The sequence below is a fragment of the Novosphingobium sp. G106 genome (assembly GCF_019075875.1).
In the GTDB taxonomy this organism is placed as follows: domain Bacteria; phylum Pseudomonadota; class Alphaproteobacteria; order Sphingomonadales; family Sphingomonadaceae; genus Novosphingobium.
Genome location: NZ_JAHOOZ010000001.1, coordinates 3917314 through 3943667 on the forward strand (window position 1 = coordinate 3917314; position 26354 = coordinate 3943667).

31 protein-coding genes and 1 pseudogene are annotated in these 26354 nt (G+C 65.9%); 10 read left to right on the forward strand and 22 right to left on the reverse strand.

Going from position 1 to position 26354, the window contains the following annotated elements; translation table 11 throughout:
* Nucleotides 1-3: 3 nt before the first annotated feature.
* Nucleotides 4-690: pseudogene (gene ung / locus KRR38_RS18660) on the reverse strand (uracil-DNA glycosylase).
* 58 nt (nt 691-748) lie between these two features.
* Between ung and KRR38_RS18665 the strand changes: the two are divergent.
* The 4 genes from KRR38_RS18665 to KRR38_RS18680 are packed head-to-tail and all read left to right on the forward strand — an operon-like array spanning nt 749 to nt 3562.
* Nucleotides 749-1366, forward strand: coding sequence for a ribonuclease D (locus tag KRR38_RS18665; RefSeq protein ID WP_217404398.1), 618 nt, complete (start codon nt 749-751; stop codon nt 1364-1366).
* Nucleotides 1367-1390: 24 nt separating this feature from the next.
* The gene (locus KRR38_RS18670) at nt 1391-2038 is read left to right on the forward strand and encodes an LPS export ABC transporter periplasmic protein LptC (protein WP_217404400.1); all 648 of its coding nucleotides are present in this window, start codon (nt 1391-1393) and stop codon (nt 2036-2038) included.
* A complete protein-coding gene (locus KRR38_RS18675) occupies nt 2035-2589 on the forward strand; it encodes an LptA/OstA family protein (RefSeq protein ID WP_217404402.1) in 555 nt (184 codons plus the stop codon). The genes KRR38_RS18670 and KRR38_RS18675 overlap by 4 nt, the downstream gene beginning before the upstream one ends.
* 49 nt (nt 2590-2638) lie before the next feature.
* Entirely contained in the window at nt 2639-3562 is a 924-nt protein-coding gene (locus tag KRR38_RS18680) for a DMT family transporter (RefSeq protein WP_217404404.1), read from the forward strand.
* On the opposite strand, the gene KRR38_RS18685 is transcribed toward KRR38_RS18680, so the two are convergent.
* The 3 genes from KRR38_RS18685 to KRR38_RS18695 form a co-directional block, all read right to left on the reverse strand.
* On the reverse strand, nt 3563-4012 hold the full coding sequence (locus KRR38_RS18685) for a hypothetical protein (RefSeq protein WP_217404406.1): 450 nt from the start codon (nt 4010-4012) through the stop codon (nt 3563-3565).
* Between the two features lie 204 nt (nt 4013-4216).
* Nucleotides 4217-4405 carry a hypothetical protein gene (locus tag KRR38_RS18690; RefSeq protein WP_217404408.1) on the reverse strand — a complete coding sequence of 63 codons (189 nt, stop codon included), beginning with the start codon at nt 4403-4405 and terminating at the stop codon, nt 4217-4219.
* 98 nt (nt 4406-4503) lie between these two features.
* On the reverse strand, nt 4504-5601 hold the full coding sequence (locus tag KRR38_RS18695) for an AraC family transcriptional regulator (RefSeq protein WP_217404411.1): 1098 nt from the start codon (nt 5599-5601) through the stop codon (nt 4504-4506).
* Nucleotides 5602-5930: 329 nt separating this feature from the next.
* On the opposite strand from KRR38_RS18695, the gene KRR38_RS18700 reads away from it, so the two are divergent.
* Nucleotides 5931-8399: a PAS domain-containing protein gene (locus KRR38_RS18700; protein ID WP_217404413.1), complete on the forward strand. Its 2469-nt coding sequence runs from the start codon at nt 5931-5933 to the stop codon at nt 8397-8399.
* A gap of 3 nt (nt 8400-8402) precedes the next feature.
* Here KRR38_RS18700 and KRR38_RS18705 read toward each other — a convergent pair whose 3' ends face one another.
* The 4 genes from KRR38_RS18705 to KRR38_RS37425 all read right to left on the reverse strand — a co-directional run bounded on the left by KRR38_RS18705 (nt 8403) and on the right by KRR38_RS37425 (nt 11429).
* Nucleotides 8403-8999, reverse strand: coding sequence for a response regulator transcription factor (locus KRR38_RS18705; RefSeq protein ID WP_217404415.1), 597 nt, complete (start codon nt 8997-8999; stop codon nt 8403-8405).
* A 120-nt stretch (nt 9000-9119) separates the two neighbouring features.
* Nucleotides 9120-9419, reverse strand: coding sequence for a DUF1153 domain-containing protein (locus KRR38_RS18710; RefSeq protein ID WP_217404417.1), 300 nt, complete (start codon nt 9417-9419; stop codon nt 9120-9122).
* The gene (locus KRR38_RS18715) at nt 9416-9811 is read right to left on the reverse strand and encodes a histidine kinase dimerization/phospho-acceptor domain-containing protein (RefSeq protein WP_217404419.1); all 396 of its coding nucleotides are present in this window, start codon (nt 9809-9811) and stop codon (nt 9416-9418) included. The genes KRR38_RS18710 and KRR38_RS18715 overlap by 4 nt, the downstream gene beginning before the upstream one ends.
* 247 nt (nt 9812-10058) lie before the next feature.
* Entirely contained in the window at nt 10059-11429 is a 1371-nt protein-coding gene (locus tag KRR38_RS37425; RefSeq protein ID WP_309141084.1) for a hypothetical protein, read from the reverse strand.
* A gap of 519 nt (nt 11430-11948) precedes the next feature.
* Between KRR38_RS37425 and acnA the strand changes: the two genes are divergently transcribed.
* The 3 genes from acnA (at nt 11949) to KRR38_RS18735 (ending at nt 17391) form a co-directional block, all read left to right on the forward strand.
* Nucleotides 11949-14621, forward strand: a complete 2673-nt coding sequence (gene acnA / locus KRR38_RS18725) for an aconitate hydratase AcnA (protein ID WP_217404421.1) — start codon at nt 11949-11951, stop codon at nt 14619-14621.
* 105 nt (nt 14622-14726) lie between these two features.
* A complete protein-coding gene (locus tag KRR38_RS18730) occupies nt 14727-15269 on the forward strand; it encodes a rhodanese-like domain-containing protein (RefSeq protein WP_217404423.1) in 543 nt (180 codons plus the stop codon).
* Between the two features lie 157 nt (nt 15270-15426).
* Nucleotides 15427-17391 carry a bifunctional diguanylate cyclase/phosphodiesterase gene (locus KRR38_RS18735; RefSeq protein WP_217404425.1) on the forward strand — a complete coding sequence of 655 codons (1965 nt, stop codon included), beginning with the start codon at nt 15427-15429 and terminating at the stop codon, nt 17389-17391.
* A gap of 10 nt (nt 17392-17401) precedes the next feature.
* On the opposite strand, the gene KRR38_RS18740 is transcribed toward KRR38_RS18735, so the two are convergent.
* Both KRR38_RS18740 and KRR38_RS18745 read right to left on the reverse strand, forming a co-directional pair.
* Nucleotides 17402-17800, reverse strand: a complete 399-nt coding sequence (locus KRR38_RS18740; protein WP_217404428.1) for a helix-turn-helix transcriptional regulator — start codon at nt 17798-17800, stop codon at nt 17402-17404.
* Entirely contained in the window at nt 17764-18396 is a 633-nt protein-coding gene (locus KRR38_RS18745; RefSeq protein WP_217404430.1) for an AraC family transcriptional regulator ligand-binding domain-containing protein, read from the reverse strand. Before KRR38_RS18745 ends, KRR38_RS18740 begins: the two co-directional genes overlap by 37 nt.
* A 324-nt stretch (nt 18397-18720) precedes the next feature.
* Between KRR38_RS18745 and KRR38_RS18750 the strand changes: the two genes are divergently transcribed.
* Complete coding sequence (locus KRR38_RS18750) at nt 18721-19077, forward strand: hypothetical protein (RefSeq protein WP_217404432.1); 357 nt, start codon at nt 18721-18723, stop codon at nt 19075-19077.
* Between the two features lie 33 nt (nt 19078-19110).
* Nucleotides 19111-19623, forward strand: a complete 513-nt coding sequence (locus tag KRR38_RS18755; protein WP_217404434.1) for a hypothetical protein — start codon at nt 19111-19113, stop codon at nt 19621-19623.
* Here KRR38_RS18755 and KRR38_RS18760 read toward each other — a convergent pair.
* The 12 genes from KRR38_RS18760 to KRR38_RS18815 form a co-directional block, all read right to left on the reverse strand.
* Nucleotides 19589-19861, reverse strand: coding sequence for a hypothetical protein (locus KRR38_RS18760; RefSeq protein ID WP_217404436.1), 273 nt, complete (start codon nt 19859-19861; stop codon nt 19589-19591). The two genes, KRR38_RS18755 and KRR38_RS18760, sit on opposite strands and share 35 nt — an antisense overlap.
* Nucleotides 19862-20085: 224 nt before the next feature.
* Nucleotides 20086-21132: a Holliday junction branch migration DNA helicase RuvB gene (ruvB, locus tag KRR38_RS18765; protein WP_217404438.1), complete on the reverse strand. Its 1047-nt coding sequence runs from the start codon at nt 21130-21132 to the stop codon at nt 20086-20088.
* Nucleotides 21125-21544 (reverse strand): GFA family protein, encoded by a 420-nt coding sequence (locus KRR38_RS18770; protein WP_217404440.1) that lies wholly within the window; start codon nt 21542-21544, stop codon nt 21125-21127. The genes ruvB and KRR38_RS18770 overlap by 8 nt, the downstream gene beginning before the upstream one ends.
* Nucleotides 21537-22298 (reverse strand): ParA family protein, encoded by a 762-nt coding sequence (locus KRR38_RS18775; RefSeq protein ID WP_217404442.1) that lies wholly within the window; start codon nt 22296-22298, stop codon nt 21537-21539. Before KRR38_RS18775 ends, KRR38_RS18770 begins: the two co-directional genes overlap by 8 nt.
* Nucleotides 22295-22900 (reverse strand): Holliday junction branch migration protein RuvA, encoded by a 606-nt coding sequence (gene ruvA / locus KRR38_RS18780; protein ID WP_217404443.1) that lies wholly within the window; start codon nt 22898-22900, stop codon nt 22295-22297. The genes KRR38_RS18775 and ruvA overlap by 4 nt, the downstream gene beginning before the upstream one ends.
* Before the next feature lie 36 nt (nt 22901-22936).
* Nucleotides 22937-23494 (reverse strand): DUF4337 family protein, encoded by a 558-nt coding sequence (locus KRR38_RS18785; RefSeq protein ID WP_217404444.1) that lies wholly within the window; start codon nt 23492-23494, stop codon nt 22937-22939.
* 65 nt (nt 23495-23559) lie between these two features.
* On the reverse strand, nt 23560-24036 hold the full coding sequence (ruvC, locus tag KRR38_RS18790; RefSeq protein ID WP_217404445.1) for a crossover junction endodeoxyribonuclease RuvC: 477 nt from the start codon (nt 24034-24036) through the stop codon (nt 23560-23562).
* Nucleotide 24037: 1 nt separating this feature from the next.
* A complete protein-coding gene (locus KRR38_RS18795) occupies nt 24038-24388 on the reverse strand; it encodes a DUF3147 family protein (RefSeq protein ID WP_217404447.1) in 351 nt (116 codons plus the stop codon).
* Between the two features lies 1 nt (nt 24389).
* A complete protein-coding gene (locus tag KRR38_RS18800) occupies nt 24390-25142 on the reverse strand; it encodes a YebC/PmpR family DNA-binding transcriptional regulator (RefSeq protein WP_217404449.1) in 753 nt (250 codons plus the stop codon).
* A 128-nt stretch (nt 25143-25270) separates the two neighbouring features.
* On the reverse strand, nt 25271-25507 hold the full coding sequence (locus KRR38_RS18805; protein ID WP_217404451.1) for a DUF2312 domain-containing protein: 237 nt from the start codon (nt 25505-25507) through the stop codon (nt 25271-25273).
* A gap of 174 nt (nt 25508-25681) precedes the next feature.
* Nucleotides 25682-25924 carry a hypothetical protein gene (locus KRR38_RS18810; protein ID WP_217404453.1) on the reverse strand — a complete coding sequence of 81 codons (243 nt, stop codon included), beginning with the start codon at nt 25922-25924 and terminating at the stop codon, nt 25682-25684.
* A gap of 43 nt (nt 25925-25967) precedes the next feature.
* The gene (locus KRR38_RS18815; protein WP_217404456.1) at nt 25968-26282 is read right to left on the reverse strand and encodes a DUF1244 domain-containing protein; all 315 of its coding nucleotides are present in this window, start codon (nt 26280-26282) and stop codon (nt 25968-25970) included.
* Nucleotides 26283-26354: the final 72 nt, after the last annotated feature.

Sequence of the window (26354 nt, forward strand, 5' to 3'; positions counted from 1 at the left end):
GGGTTAGACCCGCCAGTCGATTGCGCCGCGGCCGTTCGCTTCGAGGGAATTCGTTCGCCCGGCTGAAATGCTTGCAGCCGAAGAAGCCCGAATGGGCCGAGAGCGGACTCGGGTGCGGGGCGGTGAGGACGAGGTGCCTGCCGCCGGTCAGGCCGGGTAGGCGCGAGGCCTTGTTGCGGGCGTGACTGCCCCAGAGCAGGAACACTGCCGGTTCCTCACGCGCTGCCACCGCCGCCACGGCAGCGTCGGTGATCGCTTCCCAGCCGAGGTTCTGGTGCGATCCGGCGCGGCCTTCCTCGACGGTCAGCGCATTGTTGAGCAGCAGCACGCCCTGCTTCGCCCATTTCTCGAGATTGCCCTGCGCCGGCCGGTCGATGCCGAGGTCGCTGGCAATCTCCTTGTAGATGTTGAGCAGGCTCGGCGGCACTTTCACGCCCTCGGGCACCGAGAAGCTCAGGCCATGCGCCTGGCCGGGGCCATGATAGGGGTCCTGTCCGAGGATGACGACCTTGACCTGATCGAGCGGCGTCAGTTCGAGCGCGCGTAGCCGGCTGCCGCGCGGGGGATAGATTTCGTTTCCCCCGCTGCTTCTTCCGCCGTCAGGAACCCGCCGAGCTTCCTCGCCTCGCGCGTCGCCAGCACCGGCTCGATCGCGCCGCGCCAGCTTTCGGGAACCGCTTCCGCTGCCATCGTTTTGATCCCTAAACCCCTTTGATTTGCGCGCAGATAGGCCTAAGCCGCTTGCCCTATGGCTGTCCATTTCCACGAAGAAGATCTCCCCGAAGGCGTGCTCGCGCCGGGTCCCGTCGCCGTCGATACCGAGACCATGGGGCTCATCACCCCGCGCGACCGGCTTTGCGTCGTACAGATTTCCGACGGGCAGGGTGACGAGCATCTCGTCCGCTTCGCCGCGGACAGCGCCTATGCCGCGCCCAACCTCAAGGCCGTGCTGGCCGACCCTTCGCGGCTGAAGCTGTTCCACTTCGCGCGCTTCGATCTCGCCGCGATCGAACACTATCTCGGCGTCACCGCCGCACCGGTGTTCTGCACCAAGATCGCCAGCAAGCTGACGCGGACCTATACCGACCGCCACGGCCTCAAGGACATCGTCCGGGAGCTGCTCGGCAAGGAAATCTCCAAGCAGCAGCAGTCGAGCGACTGGGGCGGCGCGGTGCTGTCCGACGCGCAGCAGGAATATGCCGCTTCGGACGTGCGCCATCTCCACGCCATGCACGCGATCTTCGTCGAGAAGCTGGCGCGCGAGCACCGCACCGAACTGGCCCAAGCCTGCTTCGATTTCCTGCCGTCGCGCGCCCGGCTCGACCTTGCCGGCTGGCCCGAGCACGACATCTTCAGCCACGAGTAACAGCCGGGCGATGACCACACGATCATGACTACTCAGGCGGACATCATCCGGGGCAAGCGGCAGCGCTTCGCTGCACCCGGCGGATTCCACGACAAGCTGGTCGGCTTCCTGCAGAAGGCACTGCCGGCGGGGATCGGCGTAGTCGCCGCGGTGATGATCCTGGTGCCGCTAAGCCCACGCCACGAGATCAGCTTCCTGCTCGACCGCAACAAGGTGGCGGTGACGCCCGAGCGCATCCACGTCGACAAAGCGAAGTATCGCGGCGAGGACGACGACGGCCGGCCCTTCGAACTGACCGCCGGCAGCGCGATCCAGCCTTCGCCGGCTTCGCCGATCCTCGATCTTACGGATCTCGTCGCTTCGATCCAGCTCAAGGACGGCCCTGCCCAGCTCAATGCACCGGGCGGCAACTACAATTTCGACACCAGCCTGGTGGCGGTGCCCGGCCCGGTCAACTTCTCGGCCTCCGATGGCTACTCGATGGTGACCAACAACGTCGCCATAGATCTCAAGACGAAGCGCATGGCCGGCGCAGGCGGCGTTTCGGGGACGGTCCCCGCTGGCACTTTCGCCGCGAACCGGATAGTCGGCGATCTCGGCGAACGAACCGTGACGCTCGAAGGAAACGCAAGGTTGCACATGACGCCCGGCAAGATGAGGATGCCCCAATGACGTTTCGTGCAGCTTCCAAAATCGCGCTCGGCGCCTTTTTCCTGAGCGGCGCGGCGCTGGTCGGGCTGCAGCAGCTCGGCGCCCAGGCCATCAGCGGGCACGACAGCAACGCGCCGGTCGACTACGCGGCCGACCGCATCGAGCTGCAGGACAAAGCCAATCGCGTCGTCCTGTCTGGCAATGTCGACATCACCCAGGGCGATCTCAAGATGCGCGCCGCGCGCACCACGGTGGCCTATACCAACGCCGATGCGCTCAAGATCCAGCGGCTCGACGCGACCGGCGGGGTCACGGTGACGCGCGGCAATCAAAGCGCGAAGGGCGATGTCGCGGTCTATGACTTCAACCGCCGCATCATCACGATGGCGGGCAACGTCGCGCTGCGCCGCGGCACCGACACCTTGAACGGCGGCCGGCTGGTGATGGACCTCAACACCGGCTTGTCCAGCGTCGATGGCCGCCCCGGTGGCTCCTCCTCGGCGCTCGGCGGAGCGAGCGGCGGCGGTGGGCGCGTCTCGGGCTCGTTCTCGGTGCCCAAGCGCACCAACTAACCGACAGCAGGGGTTCAATCCGCTCACCAAGCGCTCTAAGCCGCGGCGCATGACGCACGCCCGCTCCCCACTACCATTCCTGTCGGTAACCGCGGGGATCGCCACCTTCAGCACGATGGACGCGCTGATGAAAAGCGCCTCGATGGCCGGCGGCGTCTACAATGCCCTGCTGCTGCGCTCGATCATCGGCGGTCTGCTGATGCTGCCGATCTGGCTGCTGGCACGCGGTCGTTGGCCGGCGCTGGCGGTCCTCAAGATCCACGCGCTCCGCTCTGCCGTGGTGGCGGCGATGGCCGGGCTGTTCTTCTGGGCGCTGGTGCGGCTGCCGATGGCGGAGGCCATGGCGCTGTCGTTCATCGCGCCGCTGATCGCGCTCTACCTCGCGGCGGTGGTCCTGGGCGAGACGATCCGGCCGACGGCGATCGTCGCCTCGGTGCTGGGGCTTGCCGGCGTCGCCGTGATCACCGCAGCGCGTTTCAGCACGGAAAGCCCCGCCGAGGCGGCGCCGGCGATCGGTGCGGTCCTGCTGTCGGCCTTCTTCTACGCCTGGAACCTGATCCTGCAGCGGCAGCAGGCGTTGGTGGCGAAACCCTTCGACGTGGCGCTGTTCCAGAGCCTGTTCATGGCGCTGTTCCTGATCCTTGCCGCGCCCGTGATCATGCTGGCCTGGAAGTCCGCCCCCGCCTGGCCGACTCCGGCCTTGCTGCGCGACGTCACGGGCGCCGCGGTCCTCGCGGCGATTGCGCTGATGCTGCTGAGCTGGGGCTATGCGCGCGCCGAGGCGCAGGCGCTGGTACCGCTCGAGTACACCGCCTTCGTCTGGGCGGCGCTGGCCGGCTACGTCTGGTTCAGCGAAGCCGTGACCGCGGCCACGATCGCCGGCACGGCGCTGATCGTCCTGGGCTGCTGGATCGCCACGCGCAGTCCGGCAACGCCGACGGTGCCCGCGGCCGCCCTGCCGCCGGCACCCTGATCACTCTTCGTTTTCGCTGGCCCGGCGCTGGAGCAAACGAACCAACTGCCTGGAATGCAGCTTCTCGATGTGCCGGTAGCCGGCGAAGAGTTCGCGCCGGCCCGTGGCGGCCTGGGCCTGCTGACCCAGCAGCTCGGCCGCGGCGACTTGCAGCGCACCATTGACCATTTCGCGGACGGCGCGGTCCCAGACGGGCCAGAGCTCATCCTCGTCTTCGATGATATGCTCGAGCCTGAGCGCCTCGGTGATATCCGATGGCTTCAGATCGCCCTCCGTAGCGTCGCGATAAGCGGCGAAGAGCTCGACGAGTGCAGTGACCTGCGCGACGATCAGTTCGGGTCGCCCCGCACCGCGGGCAACGCGGAGGAGATTGGCAGTCATTTCGCGAAGACCTTGGCGAACCGCTGTTGCCGACGCCTGAGCTGCCGAGCAGTCGGCGCGATCGGGCATAGAGTTTCTCCTGCGGATTTGAAGCACATCCCTCAATGCAAATGCAAATCCGCCTGGGGGTTTCTCGATTGTTTCTCTGCCCTATCAATCGCTTACTTTGAGCGCAAGCGCACCCATTGCCCAGAATTGGAACAGTATTGGACGCTGTTTCAATCAAAGTAGCGCGGTATCGGCCATTCGGTCGCACCGCGCGGGTACCGGGCTTTAATGCAGCGCCGGCAAGGTCCAGCGCTCGCAGTCGCCCTCGTCGGGGATGCCGATCAGATCCTGGGCAGAGACCAGCGACGATTCCGCCGCAGCCAGCATCCTGCGAACCTGCTGCAGTCGCCGAAGCTGATCGACCCTTTCCGCCATGGCCTGTGGGCGCTGCGTCAGGAATTTCTTGCGGAACATCGGCCAGGGCCTCCTTGAGCCCGAGTCATAGCTCGGCCAGCCTTTGGGCCGCTTCGCAGATCCCGACAGTTTGTTGGCAGTCCCGTTGCGCTCGGGGCTCAGGCCCAGGCGGGACTGCCCGAGGCGTATTTCACCGGCTCCGGGCGATATTCGCGCCCCAGGGTCGGCACGCCGCGTTCGGCGTTGCGCCACGAGGCGGGCGACTTGCCAAACTCGACGGTGAACCAGCGCGAGAACGAGCTGAGCGTCGAATAGCCGAGCAGCATCCCTACATCGGTAACCGAATGGTTCGACGTCGAGAGGTAACGCACGGCCAGATCGCGGCGCGCCTCGTTCAGCAGCGCGGCAAAGGTCGCGCCTTCCTTTTCGAGCAGCCGCTGAAGCATGCGCGGATGCAGGCTGAGGTTGTCGGCGACGCTTTCCATCGTCACGTTGCAGCGGCTGAGCAGGCTGTTGATCGCGCGGCGGACCTGGTCGGTGACCGTGCTCGTCGCGCGCTGGCCCGCCAGCATCTCAAGGCACTGCTCGGCATGGCGCGCCATGAGCTCGTTCGCGGTGCGATTGACCACGTCGAGCGAGGCGGACTGGCAGGAAATGCCGTCGAAATCGCTATCGAACTGGATGGGAAACCCGAAAGTCCGGCGGTGGATCTTGAGATCGGCGGGGGCTGAATGCCGGAAATGGATGCTTTCCGGTCGCCAGCGGCCATCTGCCATCTCGCGCAGCGCTCCGAACATGACCGCAACTGTGAATTCGATCGTCTGGCGCGAAGCGCAGCCGTACATGATCTCGGCACGGAGCATCGCCGTCTCGCCATCGTCTTCGAGCACGTAGTCGATGATGTCGCTGATCATGTGGCGGTGCTTGGCGAGCGATTCGAAGGCACCGCGGACATTGGCGCGATGCTGAAGCAGCAGGCTTATCGGGCCCAGCGAGGCGAAATTACGCGGCTCGGCCAGGAGCAGGCCCAGGGCTTCGCAGCCGGTGGCCCGGGCCGTATCTTCCGCCAGCCTGGTCACCGTGGTGGCGGAGAGGCGCGTTTCCGGATCGGTCAGTTCCTCGGGCCTGATCCTGGCGCTGCGCAGCATGGCAAACGGATCGGCACCCAGGCCCCGCACGACGTCGACATAGGCCGACAGAGTCACGGCGCGAACCTGTGGAACCATCTCCGACTTGACCGACTGCAGCTTCGACATGCGTTACGCCCCCGTTATTCTCCCCCACTACCCAGGCCGATGGCAAAAACGATATCGGAGAACTACCGCATCCCCCGCAGGCTGGCGTTCACCATGGGATCCGGCGGAGCCTCCGGAACAGCGGGCGAAACCCGGGCATTCGCGCCATCGGCTTGATGCCGCGGGCTTTTCCGGGGATAAGTAAAACACGTGCTGCTGCCACTTCTACAATGGCTTGGCGCTTCAAGCCGCGGCTTACGAACCGACTTCAAGACCAGTACCGTAGTATCGCTATATTGCTTAACGAGCGTCGGACCATGATTATTAAAGGTTATATGGGGCGGCGCTAAATGCTTGAAGCGGAGGATCGATGGCTGGCCGCCCACGAGGCGTCGGGTATGGGCGTCTGGGACTGGGACGTCGCTGCCAAGCAGATCTATTATTCCAAGATATGGAAAGCGATGCGGGGCATCGCCGAGGATGAGGACGGCCCGGCCGTCGACGAATGGGACGATTGGCTGCACCCCGAGGATCGCGCCCGTTGCGCCGCCGCGCTCCAGGCGCACCTGGACGGCCAGACACAACTCTATGAACTGGAACAGCGGGTCCGCTGCACCGACGGCAGTTTCAAATGGGTCCTGGCCCGCGGCATGGTCTACGAGCGCGACGCCGACGGGGGACCTCTCCGCATCATCGGCACCAATCTCGACATCGACGACGCCAAGAAGGCCAGCCTGCGCGCCCAGCGCCACGCCCGCCTCCAGGATGCGGTGGCGGCCTGCAATATCGCCATAGCCCGTCGCGAGTCGATCGACGAGCTTTCGAACGCGGTCTGCCGGATCCTCGTCGAGCGTGGCGATATGAAGATGGCCTGGTTCGGCCGGCTCAATCCGGACGGCGACCATATCGAGCCGGTTACCCAGTTCAGCCAGAACTTCGCCAAGAACGGCCTCGACGGCATCCGCTTCTCGACCAGCCCGAACGAACCCTCCGGACGCGGCCCCGTCGCAAGGGCCTATCGCAGCGCCGAGGCACAGTGGGTCGACGACCTCGCAACGGAATCCAATATGGCGATCTGGCAGGATCGTGCGGAGGGTTCCGGCCTGCGCGGCACGGCGGTACTGCCGATCCACCAACGCAGCGGGACGACGGCGCTACTCGCGCTCTACACCGACGAGCCGGCGTTTTTCGACGAAAAGACCCGGTCGCTGCTGCTCGAGATGGTCTGGCAGTTCGGACTGGCGCTGGACGCGCTGGAGGCCGAGCGCGCGGCGGAGGAATTCCAGGAAAGCGCCCGCAAGTCGGAATGGCGCGCGCGCGCGATCTTCGAACGCGCGCCGCTCGGCATCGCCCTGATCGATTCTTCGACGGGCCGCTACATCGACGCGAACGCAAAGTTCCAGGAGATCGTCGGCCGCGACCTTGCGGATCTGCGCAACTATTCCTGGCAGGAACTCACGTTTCCCGATGACCTGGAACGCTGCGTTACGTCGGCCGTGCCTTTCCTGGCCGGCGAAGAGACTAGTTATCAGACCGAAAAACGTTTCGTGCGGCCCGACGGGGTCGTCGTCCCAGTCAACCTGACGGCTACCCATTTCGATGCCCCCGCCGGTGACCACCCGCGCCATATGGTGATGATCGAAGACGTCACCGAACGCATGGAGCTCCAGCAGCAGCTATCCCAGCGTCAGCGGCTCGAGGCGCTCGGCCAGCTGACCGGCGGCATCGCGCACGATTTCAATAACCTGCTGACCGTGATCATTGGCAACAGCGAGGCGCTGGCCCAGGAACTCGGCGAAGGCGATCTCGGCGAACTGGCCGGCCTGATCCTGAGCACGGGCGAGCGCGCCGCGGACCTGACCGAGCGCCTGCTGACTTTCGCCCGCAAGCAATCGCTCATGCCTCGTTCGGTGAAAGTCGGCGATCTCGTCGACGGGCTGTTGCCCCTGCTGCGGCGCGCGGTCCCCGAAACGATCGAGTTGAAGCTTTCGGCGCGGTTCTCGTCGCGCTCGGTCTATGCCGACCCGGCGCAGCTGGAGATGGTACTGCTCAACCTCGTGCTCAATGCGCGCGATGCCCTGCCGGACGGCGGCAGGATCGACATCTTCTCGGAAAACATCGTCGTCGGTGCGAATTCCGTGCAGCATGCCGAGCTCCAGCCGGGCAAATACGTCATGCTGTGCCTTAGCGACAACGGCGTGGGCATGAGCGAGGATACGGTCGAGAAGGCGTTCGATCCCTTCTTCACTACGAAGGGCCCGGGCCAGGGCAGCGGACTGGGCCTCAGCATGGTCTACGGCTTCGCGCGCCAGTCGGGCGGCCACGTCGAACTGAGCTCGCGGCTCGGTGGGGGGACCACGGTGCGGCTCTATCTGCCGGCGACGACAAAATCCTCACCCGAGGCCGAGGCAGCGGACGAAACGCCCCAGAATCGCGGCTCCGGCGAAACCGTGCTCATCGCCGAAGACGACGCGATGGTGCGCAAATACGTCACCTCGCAAGTCGACAGCCTGGGCTATCGGACAGTCTCGATGCCCGACGGCAAGTCGGCGCTGGAACTGTTGTGGAGCGGGGCCAAGGTCGATCTGCTGTTCACCGACATCGCCATGGACGGCGGGATGGACGGTATCGAACTGGCCGTCCAGGCACGCGCAATGCGGCCCGATCTGCCGATATTGTTCACCTCGGGCCATGCCGAGCAGCATCTCGACCGGCTGGCCGCGATCGAAGCCCTTTTGCTTCGCAAGCCCTATCGCAAGAAAGAGCTGGCGGACAGCCTGCGCAAGGCGCTGTCGCCGGCCATGGCCGAGCGGTCCTGAACCTCAGATCAGCCTCGCATCCTTTGCCATCACGAGCGCCGCGCCGATATTGGACACGTTCAGCCGCTTGATGATCCGGGCGCGATGCATGTCGATCGTCCTGATGCTCAGGCCCAGCTCATAGGCCACGACCTTGCTCTGCTTGCCCGTCGCCAGCGCACGCAGGACCTCCAGCTCGCGCTCGGACAGCGTATTGACGGCCCCGAGCTTCGCGCGCTCGGCACGCTGGCGCAGATTGTCCTCGATCTGCTCTCCCGCCCGGCTCAGCGCATCGAGCAGGTTCTCCCGGCGATAGGGCTTGCGCAGGAAATCGACGGCGCCCGCGCGCATCGCCGAGACCGCGTCGGGCACTTCGCCGAAGCCCGTCAGCAGCACCACGGCGTGATCGGTATCGAGCTCGCCAAGCCGATGCTGCACTTCCAGCCCGTCGAGATCGGGCAGCCGCAGGTCGAGCAGGACGCAGCCCGGCGGCAGCTCGGATGCAACCGCGAGGAATGCCTCGCCGGTGGGGAAAGTCTGCACGTCGTGACCTTCGCGCCTCAGGATCAAAGAAAGCGAGGCGAGCAATTCTGGTTCATCGTCGACGATATGGATGTGCAAGATGTGCCCCTGACACGCACGATGGAGCGAGCCTATGCCTAGTATAGTCCCGTATCAAGCCGGATAGAGCAGCAGAGTAGCGCATTCGTTAATCTTTCGCCGCAACCATAGCTCACGGCATCAATAACGTTGCCTGCGCTCAAAAAGATCGCGGTACTTTTGCGTGCGTGTAACCCACAGTCCGCGCATGCCGAGACGGTCCACGCCGCGCTGCCAGGATACGAATTCTTCCAGCGCGATGCCGTAGCTTTCGCAGACTTCCTCGATCGAGAGGAGCCCGCCGTCGACGGCGGCGACGAGTTCTGCCTTGCGATGCGCAATCCACCGCTTGGTCGAAGTCGGGGGCAGCGTTTCGAGCGTCAGAGGCTGGCCCAGGGGCCCGATCACGGATTGCGGACGGGTCCGCGCGGCTTCGGTCATGGCCTGCCCGACCGCCCCTTGCGCTGCTGGCGGCGCTGCGAGCCCCAGCGGCTGGCGCGCGTGAAGAGCGAGCCGCGCGGCAACGGCTGCGCCTCACCGAACGATTTGTGACTCGGCCCGGTGACGGCCTTGGCAGCGGACGCCGAAGCGCGCGTCTCCACCCGGTCGAGCAGCGCCACCACGGCCACCGTCAGCGCCTCGCTGCCCGTCAGGATGGCGCGGACATAGTCGGCGTGCGCGGTGCTCAGACCCTCGTCCATGAGGAGCAGTTCGGCGAACCCGCTGATCGAGTTCAGCGGGTTCCTGAGCTCGTGCGAAATCTGATGGAATACAGAGCCGAAGCCCTGCGCATCGGTTTCAATTGTAGTGAATTCATGCCCCTGTATGCCCATCACAAGAACCCCGTGTGAAATCTTAAACAGCCCAGCGATTCGCTGTTAACCATGTTGGGGTAACCCACGTTCGGGGCACTCCCTTCACAATCAGCGACACTGGATTGCCAATCCAAGACTCTTGTTCTCGGACGGTAGAATCACCGTAAGGGGCATGTCTATTGAGACGATGCCTGCCAAATATTGGCTTGGATTATGTAAGTTAGCTGACGGTATTTAACGTCGCGCGATCTGGACTCAGCCAACCTCAGTAGGCGGCGGAAGCCAGCCCGCCGCGCGAACCCGGCATGGCCTGCGCGAAAGTGCCGCGCGGCGCGGGATCGGATGCGGGCGAGGGCTGCAGCCGCGTCCAATGCGCCATGTCGGCCGTGCTCAGCCACTGCGCCCGCGCGAAAGGCGTGGCGTTAGTCATGGCATAGAACGCCCGCGCCTCGCCCTCGCTCATGCCCATCGTCCGGTAGTAGTCGAGATAGGACCGGTTCTTCGGCGCATCGACCGAATAGTCGTTCGGCCCGCGGCCGGTGTCGTCCTCCCACGAATGCACGGCGGATCGTGCGGTGGGCTCGGCCGAGCGCTGCGTGCCGGCGAGGAACAGCTCGACTGCGCCCGAAGCGACCCAGCCATTGGCCGGAACATAGGTGACGAGGCCCTTGGCGCGGATCATCCGGCCGAGGCGCAGGTTGGCGCGGTCGTCCTCCGTCCCCGGGCAATCGACCATGTCGAGCCGGGCGATGCCGGGATAGTCGCGCAGCATCGCCTCGAAGGCGGCCGGGGTGCGTGCGTCGGTGACTCCCGCCATTGCCGCGTGGGTATCGTCGATTACCCGGAAAGGACCGTAAATGACCGGCCGTGTGGCCGGCGAGGCGGGCGCGGCGCGGGCAAATTGCGGCGCGTCTGCCTGGACCGGCAACGGCTTGCGTGCGGGATCGTCGAACCGCGTCCAGCGGTCCATCTCGCCCGCGGTCATCCACTTGGCGCTGGAGAAGGGCACCGAGTTGGTCATCGCGTAGAACGAGCGCGCCTCGTCCTCGCTCATGCCCATGGCGCGGTAATAGTCGAGGTAGGCGCGATTCTGCGGCGCGTCGGCGGCATAGTCGCCGGGTTCGCGGCCGGTATCGTCCTCCCACGAATGCACCGCGAATTCCGCGCCGGGTTCGGCGCGGCGGCGGACGCCGGCGAGGTAGAGCTCGACCGCACCCGAACCGACGAAGCCGTCGCCGGGGACATGGGTCGCGATGCCGCGGGCGCGGATCATCCGGCCGAGGCGCAGGTTGGCGCGATCGTCCTCGGTACCGGGGCAGTCGATCATCTCGATCGTCGCGATGCCGGGATGGTCGCGCAGCATTGCTTCGAAGGCGGCGACGGAGGTTTCGTCCGTAATCCCCTCGAGCGCGGCCCGGGAATCGTCGATCAGGCGAAACGGGCCATAGGCCTGGCCGCCGTGCGAGGCTTGCGGCTGTGCCAGTTCGACCACCCGCTCGCTGCCATTGTCCGGCACGGGCGAGACGGGCGCGGGATCGGCTTCGACGAAGGCGAGATCATAGGAGATGACCTGCGCCGCGATCGGCTGCGGAAGCAGGGCAAGCAGGGGAAGGAGGGAACGGACAAACTGGCGCATGCCGCATTGCTGCGGCCGAGCTGGTTACAGTGAGGCTGAATTCCACGGTTAAAGCAGAGTTAACCATGCGATTTAGCTACAAACGACTAACCCGGATCGAAGCGCGACTGTTTCGCCGCAGTCCAGCGCGGTGGCAGGCACAAAAAAACGGAGAGAGCCGGCACGGCTCCCTCCGATATTCGAGGTTGAGGAATGATCTAAATGCGACTCAAGTATGCGGGTAGAGGAAAAGAGGAACCCCGCACGCTGTCTATCTTGCATGGATTAGCGCAGCTTGCTTCGCGGATCGCGACGATAGTTTTGCAGTTTTCGCCAAAATCGTCGGGGGGACGGGGAATTTCCAACCTCGGCCAGGCTCGCCCGAATGGGCCGCGATTCTCCCGGAATCCCGCGCGCCCCTTGACCTGACGCGACGGAACGCGCATCGGCGGCGCCAACAGAATCCGTTCCGCGCTGCAGCATTTGCTTGGCCGCGGGCCGCTCGGCACAGACAAAAAACCATCGAGGGAAAAAAGGCGCATGACCCAGGTCGGACAGGACTCGCTCGGCACCCGCAGCACCATGAACGTCGGCGGCCAGGAGGTCGCTTATTACTCGCTCAAGAAGGCGGGCGAGAAGCTGGGCGACATCAGCCGCCTGCCTTTCTCGATGAAGGTCCTGCTCGAGAACCTGCTCCGCTTCGAGGACGGCGGCTTCACCGTCTCCACCGCCGACATCCAGGCGCTGGCCGACTGGCAGAAGAACCCGCGGGAATCGCAGAACGAGATCCAGTACCGCCCGGCGCGCGTGCTGCTGCAGGACTTCACCGGCGTGCCCTGCGTGGTCGACCTCGCGGCGATGCGCGATGCCCTCGCCAAGCTCGGCGGCGACACCAGCAAGATCAACCCGCTGGTTCCGGTCAACCTCGTCATCGACCACTCGGTCATGGTCGACGAGTTCGGCCACCCCAAGGCCTTCGAGCAGAACGTCGAGATCGAGTACCAGCGCAATTTCGAGCGCTATGACTTCCTCAAGTGGGGCTCGAAGTCGCTCAACAACTTCTACGCCGTGCCCCCGGGCACCGGCATCTGCCACCAGGTGAACCTCGAGAACATCGCCAAGGCGGTCTGGACCAGCAAGGACCAGAACGGCGTCACCGTGGCCTATCCCGACACTTGCGTCGGCACCGACAGCCACACGACGATGATCAACGGCCTGGGCGTGCTCGGCTGGGGCGTCGGCGGGATCGAGGCCGAAGCCGCGATGCTCGGCCAGCCCGTGTCGATGCTCATCCCCGAAGTCGTCGGCTTCAAGCTGACCGGCGAGCTGCAGGAAGGCGTCACCGCGACCGACCTCGTGCTCACCGCCACGCAGATGCTGCGCGCCAAGGGCGTGGTTGGCCGCTTCGTCGAATACTTCGGCCCGGGCCTCGCTTCGCTGAGCCTGGCCGACCGTGCGACCCTGGCCAACATGGCGCCCGAATATGGCGCGACCTGCGGCTTCTTCGGCATCGACGACAAGACGCTCGACTACATGCGCCTCACCGGCCGCACCGAAGAGAACATCGCGCTGGTCGAAGCCTATGCCAAGGAGCAGGGCTTCTGGATCGATCCGTCGGTCGAGCCGATCTTCACCGACACGCTCGAGCTCGACATGGCCACGGTCGTGCCGTCGCTCGCCGGCCCCAAGCGCCCGCAGGACAAGGTCGCGCTGACCGAAGTCGACGACGTGTTCAACAAGGACCTCGCCGAAGTCTACAAGAAGGCCGCCGCGCGCGTTCCGGTCGCGGGCAAGATCCACGATATCGGCGACGGCGACGTTGTCATCGCCGCGATCACCTCGTGCACCAACACCTCGAACCCCAGCGTGCTGGTCGCCGCCGGCCTCGTCGCCAAGAAGGCCAACGAGCTGGGCCTGACGCCCAAGCCCTGGGTCAAGACCAGCCTCGCCCCCGGATCGCAGGTCGTCACCGACTACCTCGTGCGCGCAGGTCTGCAGGAGCATCTCGACGCGGTGGGCTTCAACCTCGTCGGCTATGGCTGCACCACCTGCATCGGCAACTCGGGTCCGCTCGCCGAGCCGATCTCGGCCGCGATCAACGGCAACAACCTCGTCGCCGCCTCGGTCATCTCGGGCAATCGCAACTTCGAAGGCCGCGTCAGCCCCGACGTCCGCGCCAACTTCCTCGCCTCGCCGCCGCTTGTCGTCGCCTATGCGCTGAAGGGCACGGTCACCGAGAACTTCACCACCACGCCGATCGGCAAGGGCAAGGACGGCAAGGACGTGTTCCTGCGCGATATCTGGCCGACCAATGCCGAAGTCACGACCGTGATGAACGGCTGCATGGACCGCGCCATGTTCCAGGCGCGCTATGCCGACGTCTACAAGGGCGACAAGCACTGGCAGGCGATCAATGTCGAGGGTTCGGACACCTACAAGTGGCGCGCCGGCAGCACCTACATCGCCAATCCGCCGTACTTCGAGGGCATGACGATGACCCCGGCGCCGGTCACCGACATCATCGACGCCAAGCCGCTGGCGATCCTCGGCGATTCGATCACCACCGACCACATCAGCCCGGCCGGCAACATCAAGGCCGACAGCCCGGGCGGCAAGTACCTGATGGACCACCAGGTCGCGAAAGCGGACTTCAACTCCTACGGCGCCCGCCGCGGCCACCACGAAGTCATGATGCGCGGCACTTTCGCCAACATCCGCATCCGCAACGAGATGGTCCCCGGCGTCGAGGGCGGCATGAGCCGCCATGGCGACGAGGTCGGCTTCATTTACGACGTTGCCATGAAGTATAAGGCCGAAGGCACGCCGATGGTCGTCGTCGCGGGCAAGGAATACGGCACCGGCTCGTCGCGCGACTGGGCGGCCAAGGGCACCAACCTGCTGGGCGTGCGCGCGGTCATCGTCGAGAGCTTCGAGCGTATCCACCGCTCGAACCTCGTCGGCATGGGCGTGCTGCCGCTGCAGTTCAAGAACGGCGACACCCGCCAGAGCCTGGGCCTGACCGGCGACGACACCTTCACCATCCTCGGCGTCGGCAAGCTGCAGCCGCGCCAGGACGTCGCGGTCAAGGTCACCCGCAAGGACGGCTCGAGCTTCACTTTCGCCGCGCTCTGCCGGATCGATACCGCCAACGAGGTCGAGTACTTCATGAACGGCGGCATCCTGCAGTACGTGCTGCGCAAGCTGGCGGCCTGATCATCGGCTCGTCGTCCCGGCTCCGGCCGGGACGACGCCGCATTCAGCGCGCATAAACCCGATGCGCAGCAATCTTCCGTCCCGACAGGGATGCGGGAGATTGCCATGAAGCATGCTTTGACGGCTCTGCTGGCGGCCTTCGCCGTGCCCGCGGCAGCGCAGGAACGCCCGGCCAATCCACAGTTCGACTATGCCGGCTTCTCACGGCTGGTCGAGGAACTCGGCCCGGTGCGCGAGGCGCATCGCCTGCCCTGGGCTGAATTTTACGCCCGCGCGCGGACTGGGGGCGCCATCCTGCTCGATGCCCGCTCGACGAGTGCCTTCGCGCGCGGACACCTCAAGGGCGCGGTCAACCTGCCTTTCAGCGACTTCTCGGCCGAGACGCTACGCGAAGCCCTGGGTACGGACACGAACCGACCTATCTACATCTATTGCAACAACAATTTCCGCGATCATCGCCCACCGGTCATCCTCAAGGCCGCGCCGCTGGCGCTCAATATCCCGACTTTCGTCAACCTTCACGGCTATGGCTACACCAACGTCTGGGAGCTTGCCGACCTGATCGGCACGACCGACGCAGGGGTCGAATGGGTCTCCTTGGAAGGTGCCGAACCCGCCACGGCGGCGCCGCTCGGGCGAATCCGCTAGCGGTTTCAACTGCTAAGCGCTTGTCGGCGAAAGCGGAGCAGGCTGCGCTGCGATGTCCTAGGGGTCATCGTGAGCCAATCGGTCGTTTCCGTCCCTCCTAGGGCCGGTTGGCTCCACCTTTCGCGCTCTTCGCAGGCGCAGCCCCGGTGGAGTTCCAATGGACATGTTCGAGCCGCCGTTCTCCCAGTTCGCTGCCGGCCTTGCCGGGCGGCTGCGGCGGCGCGCGCAGGCCATCGGCGCAGAAGCCGATACGCAGGAGCGCATGCAGGCGATCGCCGAATATGCGATCCTCGACACCGCGCCCGAACCCGCATTCGATTCGCTCGCCCAACTCGCCGCGGAGATCTGCACCACCAACATGGGCGCGATCTCGCTGGTCTGCGATCATCGCCAGTGGTTCAAGGCCGCTTACGGCACGAGCCTGCGCGAGACGCCGATCGAGCAATCGATCTGCGCCCACGTCATCGCCGATACGGGCGTCTTCGTCGTCACCGACGCGCAGAACCATCCGGTGTTCGGCAGCAACGAACTGGTCCGCGGCGAGCCGGGTGTGCGGTTCTACGCCGGCGTGCCGATCCATTCGCGCGACGGCGTGCCGATCGGCGCGCTCTGCGTGGTCGATACCGTGGCCCGGCCCGAGGGCCTCACCGCGGTCCAGGCGCGCGCGCTCACCGTTCTGGGCCAGCAGGTCGAGACCCAGCTCGAGCTGCGCCGCGAGATCCTCGTGCAGGAAGGCCGGATCGAGCGCGAACAACGCCTGTCGCGCAAGCTCGAGCATTCGGCCAACCACGACAGCCTGACCGGGCTGGCCAATCGCGGCCACCTGATCCGCGAGTTCGAAAAGCGCATGAGCGCGCCGCTCGGCTATCGCCACCCGCCCGCGCTGCTGCTGATCGACGTCGACAATTTCAAGACGATCAACGACGGCTTCGGCCATGCCGCGGGCGACCTCGTGCTGATCGAAGTGGCGAACCGCCTGCGCGAGACGCTGGGCGAAGATGCCGTCGCCGCGCGCGTCGGCGGTGACGAATTCGCCATCCTGCTGCGGCAATGCGCTTCGCCCGAAGCGGCGGTGGAGATCGCAGGCACCCTGCTCCACGCGGTGAACCTGCCTTTCATCCACGACGGGCGGACGCTCGATTGCCGGATCGGCATCGGTTATGCGCTCGCCGAGGCGGAGGACGAGACCTTTGCCGCGCTGCACCGCAAGGCCGATCTCGCGCTGGTCAGCGCCAAGGCCGCGGGGCGCGGCTGTGCCCGCGCCTTCAACGCCGTCCTGGCGTGCGCCTACGATCGCGAGCGCGAGATGATCGAGCAGGCGCAGGACGCGCTCGTTGATGGCCGCATCGTGCCTTTCTACCAGCCCAAGGTGGAACTCGGGACCGGGCGTCTGGCCGGTTACGAAGCCCTGCTTCGCGTGCTGACCCGCGAGGGCCTGGTCGAGCTGCCCGCCTCGATCGCCGCAGCCTTCGAGGACCGCGAGCTTGCCGTCGCGATCACCGACTGCATGGTCCACTGCGTGCTGTCCGACATCGCCGATGCCATGGCCCGCGGCATCGACCTCGGCCATGTCGCGATCAACACCACCTCGTTCGACTTCGCCACCGGGGACTTCGCCGACCGTCTGCTCGCCAGGCTGGCGCTGCGCGGCATCCCGCCCGCGATGATCGAAGTCGAGGTCACCGAATCGGTCGTGCTGGGCCGCGGGCGCGACCATGTGCGCCAGGCGCTGGTCGAGCTGGCCGAGGCCGGCGTGCGCATCTCGCTCGACGATTTCGGCACCGGCTATGCCTCGCTGACCAACGTCAAGCAGCTGCCGATCACCCCGCTGAAGATCGACCGCAGCTTCGTCTTCGATCTCGGCAGCGAGACCGACGATTCGATCATCCTCGCCATATCGACGCTCGGCACGCGCATGGGCCTGGCCATCGTCGCCGAGGGCATCGAAACCGAGCGCCACATGACGATGCTCCGCCGCTTCGGCGTGCCCTATGGCCAGGGAAATTACTTCAGCCCGGCCGTGCCGAGCGGGCAGTTCGCCAGGCTTACGGAAATGTCGGCGAGCGGCCGCTGGGCGCCTGCCAAGCCGGACAGCACCGGCGAGAAGACACAAACGGCCTGACGGGTACGGCCTATGCCGCAAAGGCGGCGATCACCTCCTGCGGCGGTGCCTTGCGCCAGGCGGCGGGGGACTTGCCGAACTCCTCGGTGAACCAGCGGCTGAACGAGCTGATCGTCGAATAGCCGAGCAGCAGCGCGATATCGGTCACCGACTGATTGGAACCGCTGAGATAGCGCAAGGCCAGCTCGCGCTTTGCCTCGCTCAGCAGTTCGCCGAAATTGGTATCCTCGCGGCTCAGGATGCGCTGCAGCGCGCGCGGGTGGATCGCCAGGTTCTCGGCGACCTTTTCCTTGGTGGCATTGCCGCTGCTGATCAGCAGGAAGATCGCCTGGCGCGCCTGCTCGGTCACCGAGCTCGAAGGGCGCTGCTCGGTCAGCATGTCGATGAAACGCTGCGCATGCGCCGCCATCGCCGGGTCGGCCCAGGGGTTGGGTACGTCGAGCGAGGCGGAAGTGCAGAGGATACCGTCGAACTCGCTGTCGAACACGATCGGGCAGCCGAAGACGCGCTTGTGCGTCGCCAGATCCGGGGGGCTCCATGGCGGAAGTGGATGGATTCGGGCTGCCAGGCGCCGACCATGAGCTCGCAGTAGGACCGGCAGGCGATCGCCACGGTCGATTCGATCGTCTGGCGCGAGGCGAAGCCGGGCAGCATCTCGATCCTGACCATGGCGATCTGGCCATCGTCCTGGATACGCGCCTGGACGATGTCATTGAGCAGCCGCATGTTGATCGCGACCTGATCGATGATCGAACGGACCGTGGGCTGGTAGCGTAGCAGCAGGCTGATCGGCCCGAGCGACGCGACGCTGCGGCTTTCCGCGATCAACAGGCCGAAGTCCGGCCGGCCCGAGGCGACGGCACTGTCCTCGTAGAGCTTGAGCAGCGCGCTCGCCGCAATCATGTTCTGGGGGTCGGCAATATCTTCGGAACGGATGTTGTTCTTGCGCATCCAAAGATAAGGATCGAGCCCAACGAATCGGGCAACGCTGAAGTAGGTTTGCAACGCGGAAGCCCGGACCTGCCGTATGAGACGCGGTCCCATCGCCTTTGTCATAGCTTTGCACCGATTCTTATCTTTGGGTGAGCCTACTCTCAACTTATTGATGCGATACCGGAAAACTAATCCGATTTGGATACGACCCGACGAAACGAGGTTCCCGGTCGTTCAGTCCATTCCATAAGAAAAGGGCGGCCTTTCGGCCGCCCTTCCCCCCGCTTTCAATGTACCGGATCTCAGGCCGCAGCGCGCTGCTTCGCCAGGCGGCGACGGCCGAAGACCGTCGCCGCGGCGGCGCCGAACAGGACCAGCATCGGCGGAGCGGGAACCTTGTGCCCGCCGCTCGTGCTGGTGCTTCCGCTGGTCGAGGAGGAACTCGACGACGAACTGGAGGACGACGAGCTCGACGACGAAGACGAACTGGTCGATCCGCCCGACGAAGTCGTCGTGGTGCTCGTCATGCCGCCCGTCGAGGTCGAGGTCGAACCGCTCGACGACGAGGAGCTGCTGCCGCTGGTGCTCGTGCTGGTCGATCCGCCCGAGGTAGCGCCGCTGGAAGTCGCGCCGCCCGAGCTCGAGGTCGACGAGGAGCCGCTCGACGAGGACGAACCGGACGACGAGCTCGAACCCGACGAACCGCTGGAACCGGAGCTGCCGCTCGATCCCGAGCTGCCGCTGCTGCCGTGATGGCCGCCCGAACTGCTGCCGTGATGATGATCCTTGCCGCCGGTGCTGCCGCCCGACGAACCCGACGAGGAGCCGGAGGACGACGACGAGCTGGAACTCGAAGACGAGGACGACGAAGAGGACGAACTGCTCGAACCGCCCGACGAGGTGGTCGTCGTGCTGGTCATGCCGCCCGTCGAGGTCGAGGTCGAACCGCCGCTGGTGGAAGTGGAGCCGCCGCTGGTCGACGTCGAGCTGCCGCCCGTCGTGCTCGTCACGCCGCCGGTAGTGCTGGTAACACCGCCGGTCGAGGTCGAGCTGCCGCCCGAGCCACCGCTGGAGGTCGAGGTGGAACTACCGCCCGATCCGCCGCTCGAGGTCGAAGTCGAGCCGCCGGTGCTGGTCGACGTGATGACGATCGAGCCGCCGCTGCTACCGCCGCTGCCACCGAAGAAACCGCCGAAGAAGCCGCCGCCGAAGCCGCCGCCGCTCGATCCGCCGACAATCACCGGCGCGCCGCCACCCGACGTGGTCACGACGACCTGCGGCGGCGGGGGCGGAATGTAGGCCGGGGAGCAGGCTGCTCGATCACGCGGCGGGCAGGCGGTTCGATCACCCGCGCCGCCCGCGGCACGACGCGACGCGCCGGACGCTTGACCACGCGGCGGGCCTTAGCCTGCTTGACGTGCTTGACGTACTGCGGGTTTTTGGCCGGCGGCTCGGCGACGTGAACCGCCCCGCCCCCGATCAGCGCACCGCCCGCAACGGCGGCGGACAATTTCGCGATGGCCATACGAACCGACATAAGCAGTGCTCTCTTCGTTTCCCTGTGCGACGGCCTTGGAAAGGTCCTGGCCAGATCGCCCCATGTCATGAAAAGCGCAGAGAGTTATTAATGGGACAACGGCGTTAACCCTGTTCCGCCTGTCCCGAAGTGAGATTTTTCCTTTATTTACCAAGTGTCGAACAGGACTGTCCCGGAATGGAACTGTTCATTAGCAAACCCCAAACAAACCCGACTATCGCCGCCTAGAAAGGTCCGTCATCAGGGGCTGGATCGAAAAGGCCCGTCTGGCTTCCCGCCGGCGGTGAAAGCTCCAGATGGCGCCAGGCGAGATCGTTGAGGCAGCGCCCACGCGCGGTGCGCGCGACGAGACCGAGCTGGATCAGATAGGGCTCGATCACTTCCTCGATCGTGTCGCGCGGCTCGCTGAGACCGGCCGCCAGCGTCTCGACACCGACCGGGCCGCCTTTGTAGATTTCGGCGATCATCCGCAGGTAGCGCCGGTCCTGTGCATCGAGCCCGAGCGGATCGACTTCCAGCCGGGTCAGCGCATCGTCGGCGCCGGCGCGCGTCACCACGGCGCTGCCCGCGACATGAGCGAAATCGCGCACGCGCCGCATCAGCCGGCCCGCGACGCGCGGCGTGCCGCGCGCCCGGCGGGCGATCTCGCGCGCGCCGGCCGGCTCGATCGCCATGCCGAGCAGGTTTGCGCCGCGCGTGACGACGCTCTCGAGCTCATCCACCGTATAGAAGTTCAGCCGCACCGGAATGCCGAAGCGGTCGCGCAGCGGCGTCGTCAGCAGGCCCTGCCGCGTGGTTGCGCCGATCAAGGTGAACGGCGGCAGGTCGATCCGCACCGAGCGCGCCGAAGGCCCCTCGCCGATGATCAGGTCGAGCGCACGGTCCTCCATCGCCGGGTAGAGCACTTCCTCGACCACGGGATTGAGCCGATGGATCTCGTCGATGAAGAGGACGTCGCCCTCTTCCAGATTGGTCAAAAGCGCGGCGAGGTCGCCCGACTTGGCGATCACCGGGCCTGAAGTGGCGCGAAAGCCCACGCCCAGCTCGCGCGCGACGATCTGCGCCAAGGTCGTCTTGCCGAGCCCCGGCGGGCCGAAGAACAGCACATGGTCCATCGCCTCGCGCCGCGACCGGGCGCTCTCGATGAACACGCGCAGATTGCCCTTGGCGGCCGCCTGGCCGACGAATTCGTCCAGCGTCTTCGGACGCAGCGCCGCGTCGACATCTTCGGCCTGGCGTTCGGGCGCAGTGATGCGCTGCGGTTCAGTCACTGTGCTCTATCCCCTCGCCGACGATCTCCACCCAGGGATGGCGGCGATCTTCGTAGACCGAGAACCAGGGTGCGGGAAACGCCGGATCGGCGAAGGCGCCGATCGGGACCGCAACCGCGTCCGACAACGGCCGCGACCGGTACCAGACCGTCGAACCGCATTCGGGACAGAAATGATGCTCGACCGGCTGGCCGCTGTCGGCGATCCGCGTCCATTCGCGAGATTGCCCTGCGATCCGGACCTGCGCGTCGGGAAACCGCACCTGCGCAGCGAAAGGTCCTCCGCTGCGCTTCTGGCAGGCAAGGCAATGGCAGACCGAGATACGCACCGGCTCGCCCCAGCAGGCAACCTGGAGCTGGCCGCACTGGCAGGATGCGTGCCGCGCGTCGGCGGGGATGGGGGCGTCAGCCATTCCGCTCCTCGGGCCACCACTTGGCCAAGGCCTGCTCGACCTTGCTCCAGGCCTGCGCGACGGCCTGTACGCCCGGCGAGCGGCGCGAGGTGAACGCACCCAGCGGCGCGCGGCGCTGGCTCATCGCTTCGAAAGCGCTAGCCATCGGGATCACAGGCCAGTCGGGCTCGGCGGCAAGCGCGTCGCGGTGGAGCGCGCGGCGGCGGTCGGTCATCGAGAAGACCGGCAGCAACGGCGCGTCGAAGGCCTTGCGCCCCGCGACGTGCTCGGCGACGGTCGCCAGCGCGCGTTGGGCGAGCGGCGACGGGATCACCGGCACGACCACCAGATCGGCCGCGCGCAAGATCTGCTCCGAGGTGTCGGTCAGCCCCGGTGGGCAATCGATGACGATCAGCTCGCGCGACGGACCGCCGAGTTCCTCGGCCATCTTGGCCAGCCGCTTCTTCTTGTCGAGATCGTGGAAGGTCACGTCGAGATCGCGCAGCGAGGCGTCAGCCGGGAGCAGATCCAGCCCCTCCACCGCAGTCGGTACGACGAGCTTCGCGGCATCGCCGCCCTTGCGGATCGCGGCTTCCGCCTTCTTTCCGTCAGCGTCATGGCCCAGCAGGTAGGTTGCCGCCGCCTGGGCATCGAGATCCCAGAGCAGGGTTCGCCGGCCCGACAGCACCGCCGCCGCCCAGGCCAGATTGACCGCCAGCGTCGTCTTTCCGACGCCGCCCTTGAGGCTGTAGACCGCCACGATCGGAGTTTTCATCTCGCCGCCTTTTTCAGCGCCACGCGGATCAGCGCATCGAGCTGAGCGCCTTCGCCCAGCTCGTCAAGCGCCTGCGCCACCGCTTGCGTGGCGACCAGAGGCTTGAACCCGAGATTTTGCAATGCGGAGACAGCGTCGTTGCTCGCCGCACCGGCGGGCAACGCGGCGGCCAGGCCCGGCGCGCCGGGAGCCGTGGGCAGCGCGCCGGCCTTGTCCTTGAGCTCGTTGACGATGCGGCTTGCGAGCTTCGGCCCGACGCCCTGCGCGCGCGCCACCGTGGCCGCGTCGCCGCCGCCGCAGGCGCGCTGCAATTCCTCGGTCGACAGCGCCGAAAGTACCGCCAGCGCCATCTTGCTGCCGACGCCCTGGACGCCGGTGAGCAGCCGGAACCACTCGCGCTCGGCGCCGCTGGCGAAGCCGATCAGGCGCATGTCGTTCTCGCTGACCTGGAGCTCGGTATGCACTGTGGCGACATCGCCGCGAATGCCCAGCGCGGCCAGCGTCTTGGCCGAGCAATGGACCAGATAGCCGACGCCGGCGACATCGATCACCGCCCAGTCGGGGCCGGTATCGTCGAGTATGCCGGTCAATTTGGCGATCATGCTTTGTTCCTGCCGCATGTCGGCAGGCGATGCAAGCTAGCCGAGCAGCGTGCTCAACAGGTCCGGGTGGAAAGCCCAGCCCATGAAGCCGCAAAGCCCCATGAACAGCCCGAAGGCGCCGAAGAACCACGATGCCCAGAGCAGCCAGCCACTTTCGGCAAGCGCCGCCACAGCCGCGATCGAGATTGCCGTGGCAGTCGCCGCATCGCTGGCGTCGAACTGGTCGTCGTGGACGTTGAGCGCGTCGTAGAGCGCCGATTGCTGCTTGGCCTGAGCAGACAGCGCCGGGCCTTCGGTGCGGTACTTGGCGATGTCCCCGTCGAGCTTCGCCAGCGCCGGCGCGGCTAGAGCGGGACTGGCCGTCAAGGTAGCGATCTGCAGGCGGCTGTTCTCGGCGAGGTGCAGCTTCGTGCGGCTCGCCTGATATTCGTTCCAGCGGTCGACCGAAGAGGCCTGCGCCTGCTGCATGGCCTGGACGATGTTGCCGTCCTTGATGTTGCAGAGCCCGGCGCAGACCGAGAGCACGACGACGGTCACGGCGACCTGGCGGTTGAGCCGCTTGTCCTTGGCTTCGGCGCTGACTTCGATCTCCATGCCGCCTGAATGACAGGCGCGACATGGCGCCAGGGTGGCCCCGACCCTACCGTTTCTTCATCTTGTCAGCGGTGGCTGCCGAGCATGTTGCCGTGGGTGATCGCCACCGCGAGCGCGTCGGCCGCGTCTGCCCCGGCGAGCTTCACGCCCGGCAGCAGGATCCGCAGCATCGCCTGGACCTGCTGCTTCTCCGCGCCGCCGGTGCCGACCAGCGCCTTCTTGACCACCTTGGTCGGATATTCGGCGACGGGCAGCCCGGCCCGCGCCAGGCTGAGCATGGCGACGCCCCGCGCCTGGCCGAGCTTGAGCGTCGACTGCGGATTGACGTTTACGAAGACCTCCTCGACCGCGCCGGCATCGGGCTGGTGGCGCAGGATCACGTCGGTAAGCGCGGCGTCGAGCTCGACCAGCCGCTCGGCCATCGACAGCGCAGTATCAGTGCGGATCTGGCCGTTGGCGACGTGGCTGAGCCGGCTCCCCGCCTTGGCGATGATGCCCCAGCCGGTACAGGTCAGACCGGGGTCGATGCCGAGGATGATCATGTCAGAGCCGGATGCCCAGGCTCGGCCCGAACCGCGCCGTCACGAGATAGAGCGCCACGGTCAGCGCACAGCCCAGCCCCAGCGAGAGCCAGAAACCCACGCCGTGTCGCAGCAGCACCGGGATCAGCAGGAACATCGGCAGCGAGGGCAGCACGTACCAGAATGTCGCCTGCGCATGCACGGCCATGTTCTCGGCATCGGGCCGGGCGCGCCAGAGCAGGATCATGCCGAGCACCGAAACCAGCGGCAGCGAGGCGACGAGCGCCGCCACCGTGGGCATACGCTTGCCGATTTCCGAAATGAGCGCGATCAGCAGGCCGGAGACGAGCGCCTTGGCGAGCAAGGCGCCCATATCAACCGAGCTTCTCCATGATCTCGTCGGAGATGTCGTAGTTGCCCCAGACGGTCTGGACGTCGTCGTCGTCGTCGAGCACGTCGATCAGCTTGAGCAGCGTGCGCGCCTCGTCCTCGCCGACTTCGGCCTTGAGGCTGGGCCGCCAGGCGAGCTTCACCGCCTCGGCCTCGCCGAGCGCCTTCTCGAGCTCGCGCGACACGGGGTGGAGGTTCTCGACAGAAGTCCAGATCGAGTGAATGCCGTCCTCGCCGGTATCGCTCTCGACGTCGTCGGCACCGGCCTCGATCGCGGCTTCGAGGACCTTCTCCTCGTCACCGACCTTGGCCGGGTACTCGATCAGGCCGAGCCGCTCGAAGCCGTGGCTCACCGCGCCGGAGGCACCGAGGTTGCCGCCGTTCTTGGCGAAAGCGGTGCGGACATTGGTGGCGGTGCGGTTGCGGTTGTCGGTCAGCGCCTCGACGATCAGCGCGACGCCGCCGGGGCCGTAACCCTCGTAGCGCACTTCCTCGTAATTCTCGCCGTCACCCTTGCTGGCCTTGTCGATCGCGCGCTGGATGTTGTCCTTGGGCATCGACTGCGCCTTTGCGGCGTTGACCGCGGCGCGCAGGCGGGGGTTCATGTCGGGGTCGGGCATGCCCATCTTCGCGGCGACGGTGATTTCGCGGCTGAGCTTGGAGAACTGCGCCGAGCGCTTCTTATCCTGCGCACCCTTGCGGTGCATGATGTTCTTGAATTTGGAATGGCCTGCCATTGGGTTGCCTTCGGGCTCGTTTCGTCAGCGGGATTGGTTGCGCCGCCCCTAGCCCAGCAAAGCCAAATCGGCAATCCGCCCCCGCCCGCTGCGCGGGCGAGGGAACATGCAGTCCTCAGCCCCGGAGATCAACCAAGCCCGAGCGCGGCCTTGTAGAGGTCGAGGATCGCTTCCATTTCCTTGCGGTCGTCAGGCGCCATCTTCCGCAGGCGGACGATCTGGCGCATGATCTTGACGTCGTAGCCGACGGCCTTGGCTTCCAGGTAAACGTCCTTGATGTCGTCGCCGATGCCCTTCTTCTCTTCCTCGAGGCGTTCGACTCGTTCGATCAAAAGGCGCAGGCGGTCGTCACTGGCATCGGCCATCGGGGTGTCTCCAAGGGTCAGGGTGAATCGGTTGGCCGGGCCTTAGCGGCGGCTGGCGAAACTGCAAAGCGCGGCGAGGCTACTTTCCCCCCTCCCGCTTGCGGGAGGGGTCAGGGGTGGGCCTTTTGGTCGTGGTAGAGCATCTCGCAGCTGCCTCGTGAGACAATGCCGAATCTAGTCCGTGATTTCTACCAGGCCCCGTACTGCATATCGCAGGATATAAGGCATCTCGGCGGGCTTACCCTCTGGGAAGACCTGGCCGAAGAACGCGATATAGCAATCGAACATGCCCATCTCGTCGTCGAACCAGCAGTGAACCACTATCCCGAATTCGGAGGTAGGATGCTCGTCGTCATTCCAGACGGCATCCCGGCGAACTTTCGTGCCCGGAGCGATATAACGATCTTCTAGAACCATAGCAGAAACGGTCCTCCCTCATGCAAAACGAGGGCGGGAGATTTCAATGCGTCCCGCCGTTCAGCTTCAGGCTCTCTTCCATCCGCGCCATCTGCTCGGGCGTGGCTTCGGCCTGGAACTTGTCCTTCCACTCGCCCGCCGGCATGCCGTGGATCAGCTCGCGCGCCGCGGCCTTGTCGCCCTCGTAACCGGCATCGCGAATCCAGTCGGCCAGGCAGTTGCGGCAGAAGCCTGCGAGGCCCATCAGGTCGATGTTCTGCGCATCGTGGCGGTTGCGGAGGTGGCGCACCAGCCGGCGGAAAGCCGCCGCGGCCTGTGCGTCATCCAGCGTATCCAACTTGTCATTTGGCTCGGTCATCTTGGGGCCTCTCGATTTTCGGACGCGATCATCCTTGGTCTTTGCCCGCCGCTTTGCCATAGGCCGGTCGCC

Coding starts and splice junctions, on each gene's coding strand:
- KRR38_RS18810 (WP_217404453.1), bottom strand. CDS start 25,924: ATGGTTCTAGAAGATCGTTATATCGCTCCGGGCACGAAAGTTCGCCGG.
- acnA (WP_217404421.1), top strand. CDS start 11,949: ATGACCCAGGTCGGACAGGACTCGCTCGGCACCCGCAGCACCATGAAC.
- KRR38_RS18680 (WP_217404404.1), top strand. CDS start 2,639: ATGACGCACGCCCGCTCCCCACTACCATTCCTGTCGGTAACCGCGGGG.
- KRR38_RS18770 (WP_217404440.1), bottom strand. CDS start 21,544: ATGGCTGACGCCCCCATCCCCGCCGACGCGCGGCACGCATCCTGCCAG.
- KRR38_RS18690 (WP_217404408.1), bottom strand. CDS start 4,405: ATGTTCCGCAAGAAATTCCTGACGCAGCGCCCACAGGCCATGGCGGAA.
- KRR38_RS18740 (WP_217404428.1), bottom strand. CDS start 17,800: ATGGCGGCGCATGCGCAGCGTTTCATCGACATGCTGACCGAGCAGCGC.
- KRR38_RS18665 (WP_217404398.1), top strand. CDS start 749: ATGGCTGTCCATTTCCACGAAGAAGATCTCCCCGAAGGCGTGCTCGCG.
- KRR38_RS18735 (WP_217404425.1), top strand. CDS start 15,427: ATGGACATGTTCGAGCCGCCGTTCTCCCAGTTCGCTGCCGGCCTTGCC.
- KRR38_RS18710 (WP_217404417.1), bottom strand. CDS start 9,419: ATGACCGAAGCCGCGCGGACCCGTCCGCAATCCGTGATCGGGCCCCTG.
- KRR38_RS18760 (WP_217404436.1), bottom strand. CDS start 19,861: ATGTCGGTTCGTATGGCCATCGCGAAATTGTCCGCCGCCGTTGCGGGC.
- ruvA (WP_217404443.1), bottom strand. CDS start 22,900: ATGATCGCCAAATTGACCGGCATACTCGACGATACCGGCCCCGACTGG.
- KRR38_RS18800 (WP_217404449.1), bottom strand. CDS start 25,142: ATGGCAGGCCATTCCAAATTCAAGAACATCATGCACCGCAAGGGTGCG.
- KRR38_RS18700 (WP_217404413.1), top strand. CDS start 5,931: ATGCTTGAAGCGGAGGATCGATGGCTGGCCGCCCACGAGGCGTCGGGT.
- KRR38_RS18795 (WP_217404447.1), bottom strand. CDS start 24,388: ATGGGCGCCTTGCTCGCCAAGGCGCTCGTCTCCGGCCTGCTGATCGCG.
- KRR38_RS37425 (WP_309141084.1), bottom strand. CDS start 11,429: ATGCGCCAGTTTGTCCGTTCCCTCCTTCCCCTGCTTGCCCTGCTTCCG.
- KRR38_RS18785 (WP_217404444.1), bottom strand. CDS start 23,494: ATGGAGATCGAAGTCAGCGCCGAAGCCAAGGACAAGCGGCTCAACCGC.
- KRR38_RS18685 (WP_217404406.1), bottom strand. CDS start 4,012: ATGCCCGATCGCGCCGACTGCTCGGCAGCTCAGGCGTCGGCAACAGCG.
- KRR38_RS18730 (WP_217404423.1), top strand. CDS start 14,727: ATGAAGCATGCTTTGACGGCTCTGCTGGCGGCCTTCGCCGTGCCCGCG.
- KRR38_RS18675 (WP_217404402.1), top strand. CDS start 2,035: ATGACGTTTCGTGCAGCTTCCAAAATCGCGCTCGGCGCCTTTTTCCTG.
- KRR38_RS18775 (WP_217404442.1), bottom strand. CDS start 22,298: ATGAAAACTCCGATCGTGGCGGTCTACAGCCTCAAGGGCGGCGTCGGA.
- KRR38_RS18670 (WP_217404400.1), top strand. CDS start 1,391: ATGACTACTCAGGCGGACATCATCCGGGGCAAGCGGCAGCGCTTCGCT.
- ruvC (WP_217404445.1), bottom strand. CDS start 24,036: ATGATCATCCTCGGCATCGACCCCGGTCTGACCTGTACCGGCTGGGGC.
- KRR38_RS18715 (WP_217404419.1), bottom strand. CDS start 9,811: ATGGGCATACAGGGGCATGAATTCACTACAATTGAAACCGATGCGCAG.
- KRR38_RS18695 (WP_217404411.1), bottom strand. CDS start 5,601: ATGTCGAAGCTGCAGTCGGTCAAGTCGGAGATGGTTCCACAGGTTCGC.
- KRR38_RS18805 (WP_217404451.1), bottom strand. CDS start 25,507: ATGGCCGATGCCAGTGACGACCGCCTGCGCCTTTTGATCGAACGAGTC.
- KRR38_RS18815 (WP_217404456.1), bottom strand. CDS start 26,282: ATGACCGAGCCAAATGACAAGTTGGATACGCTGGATGACGCACAGGCC.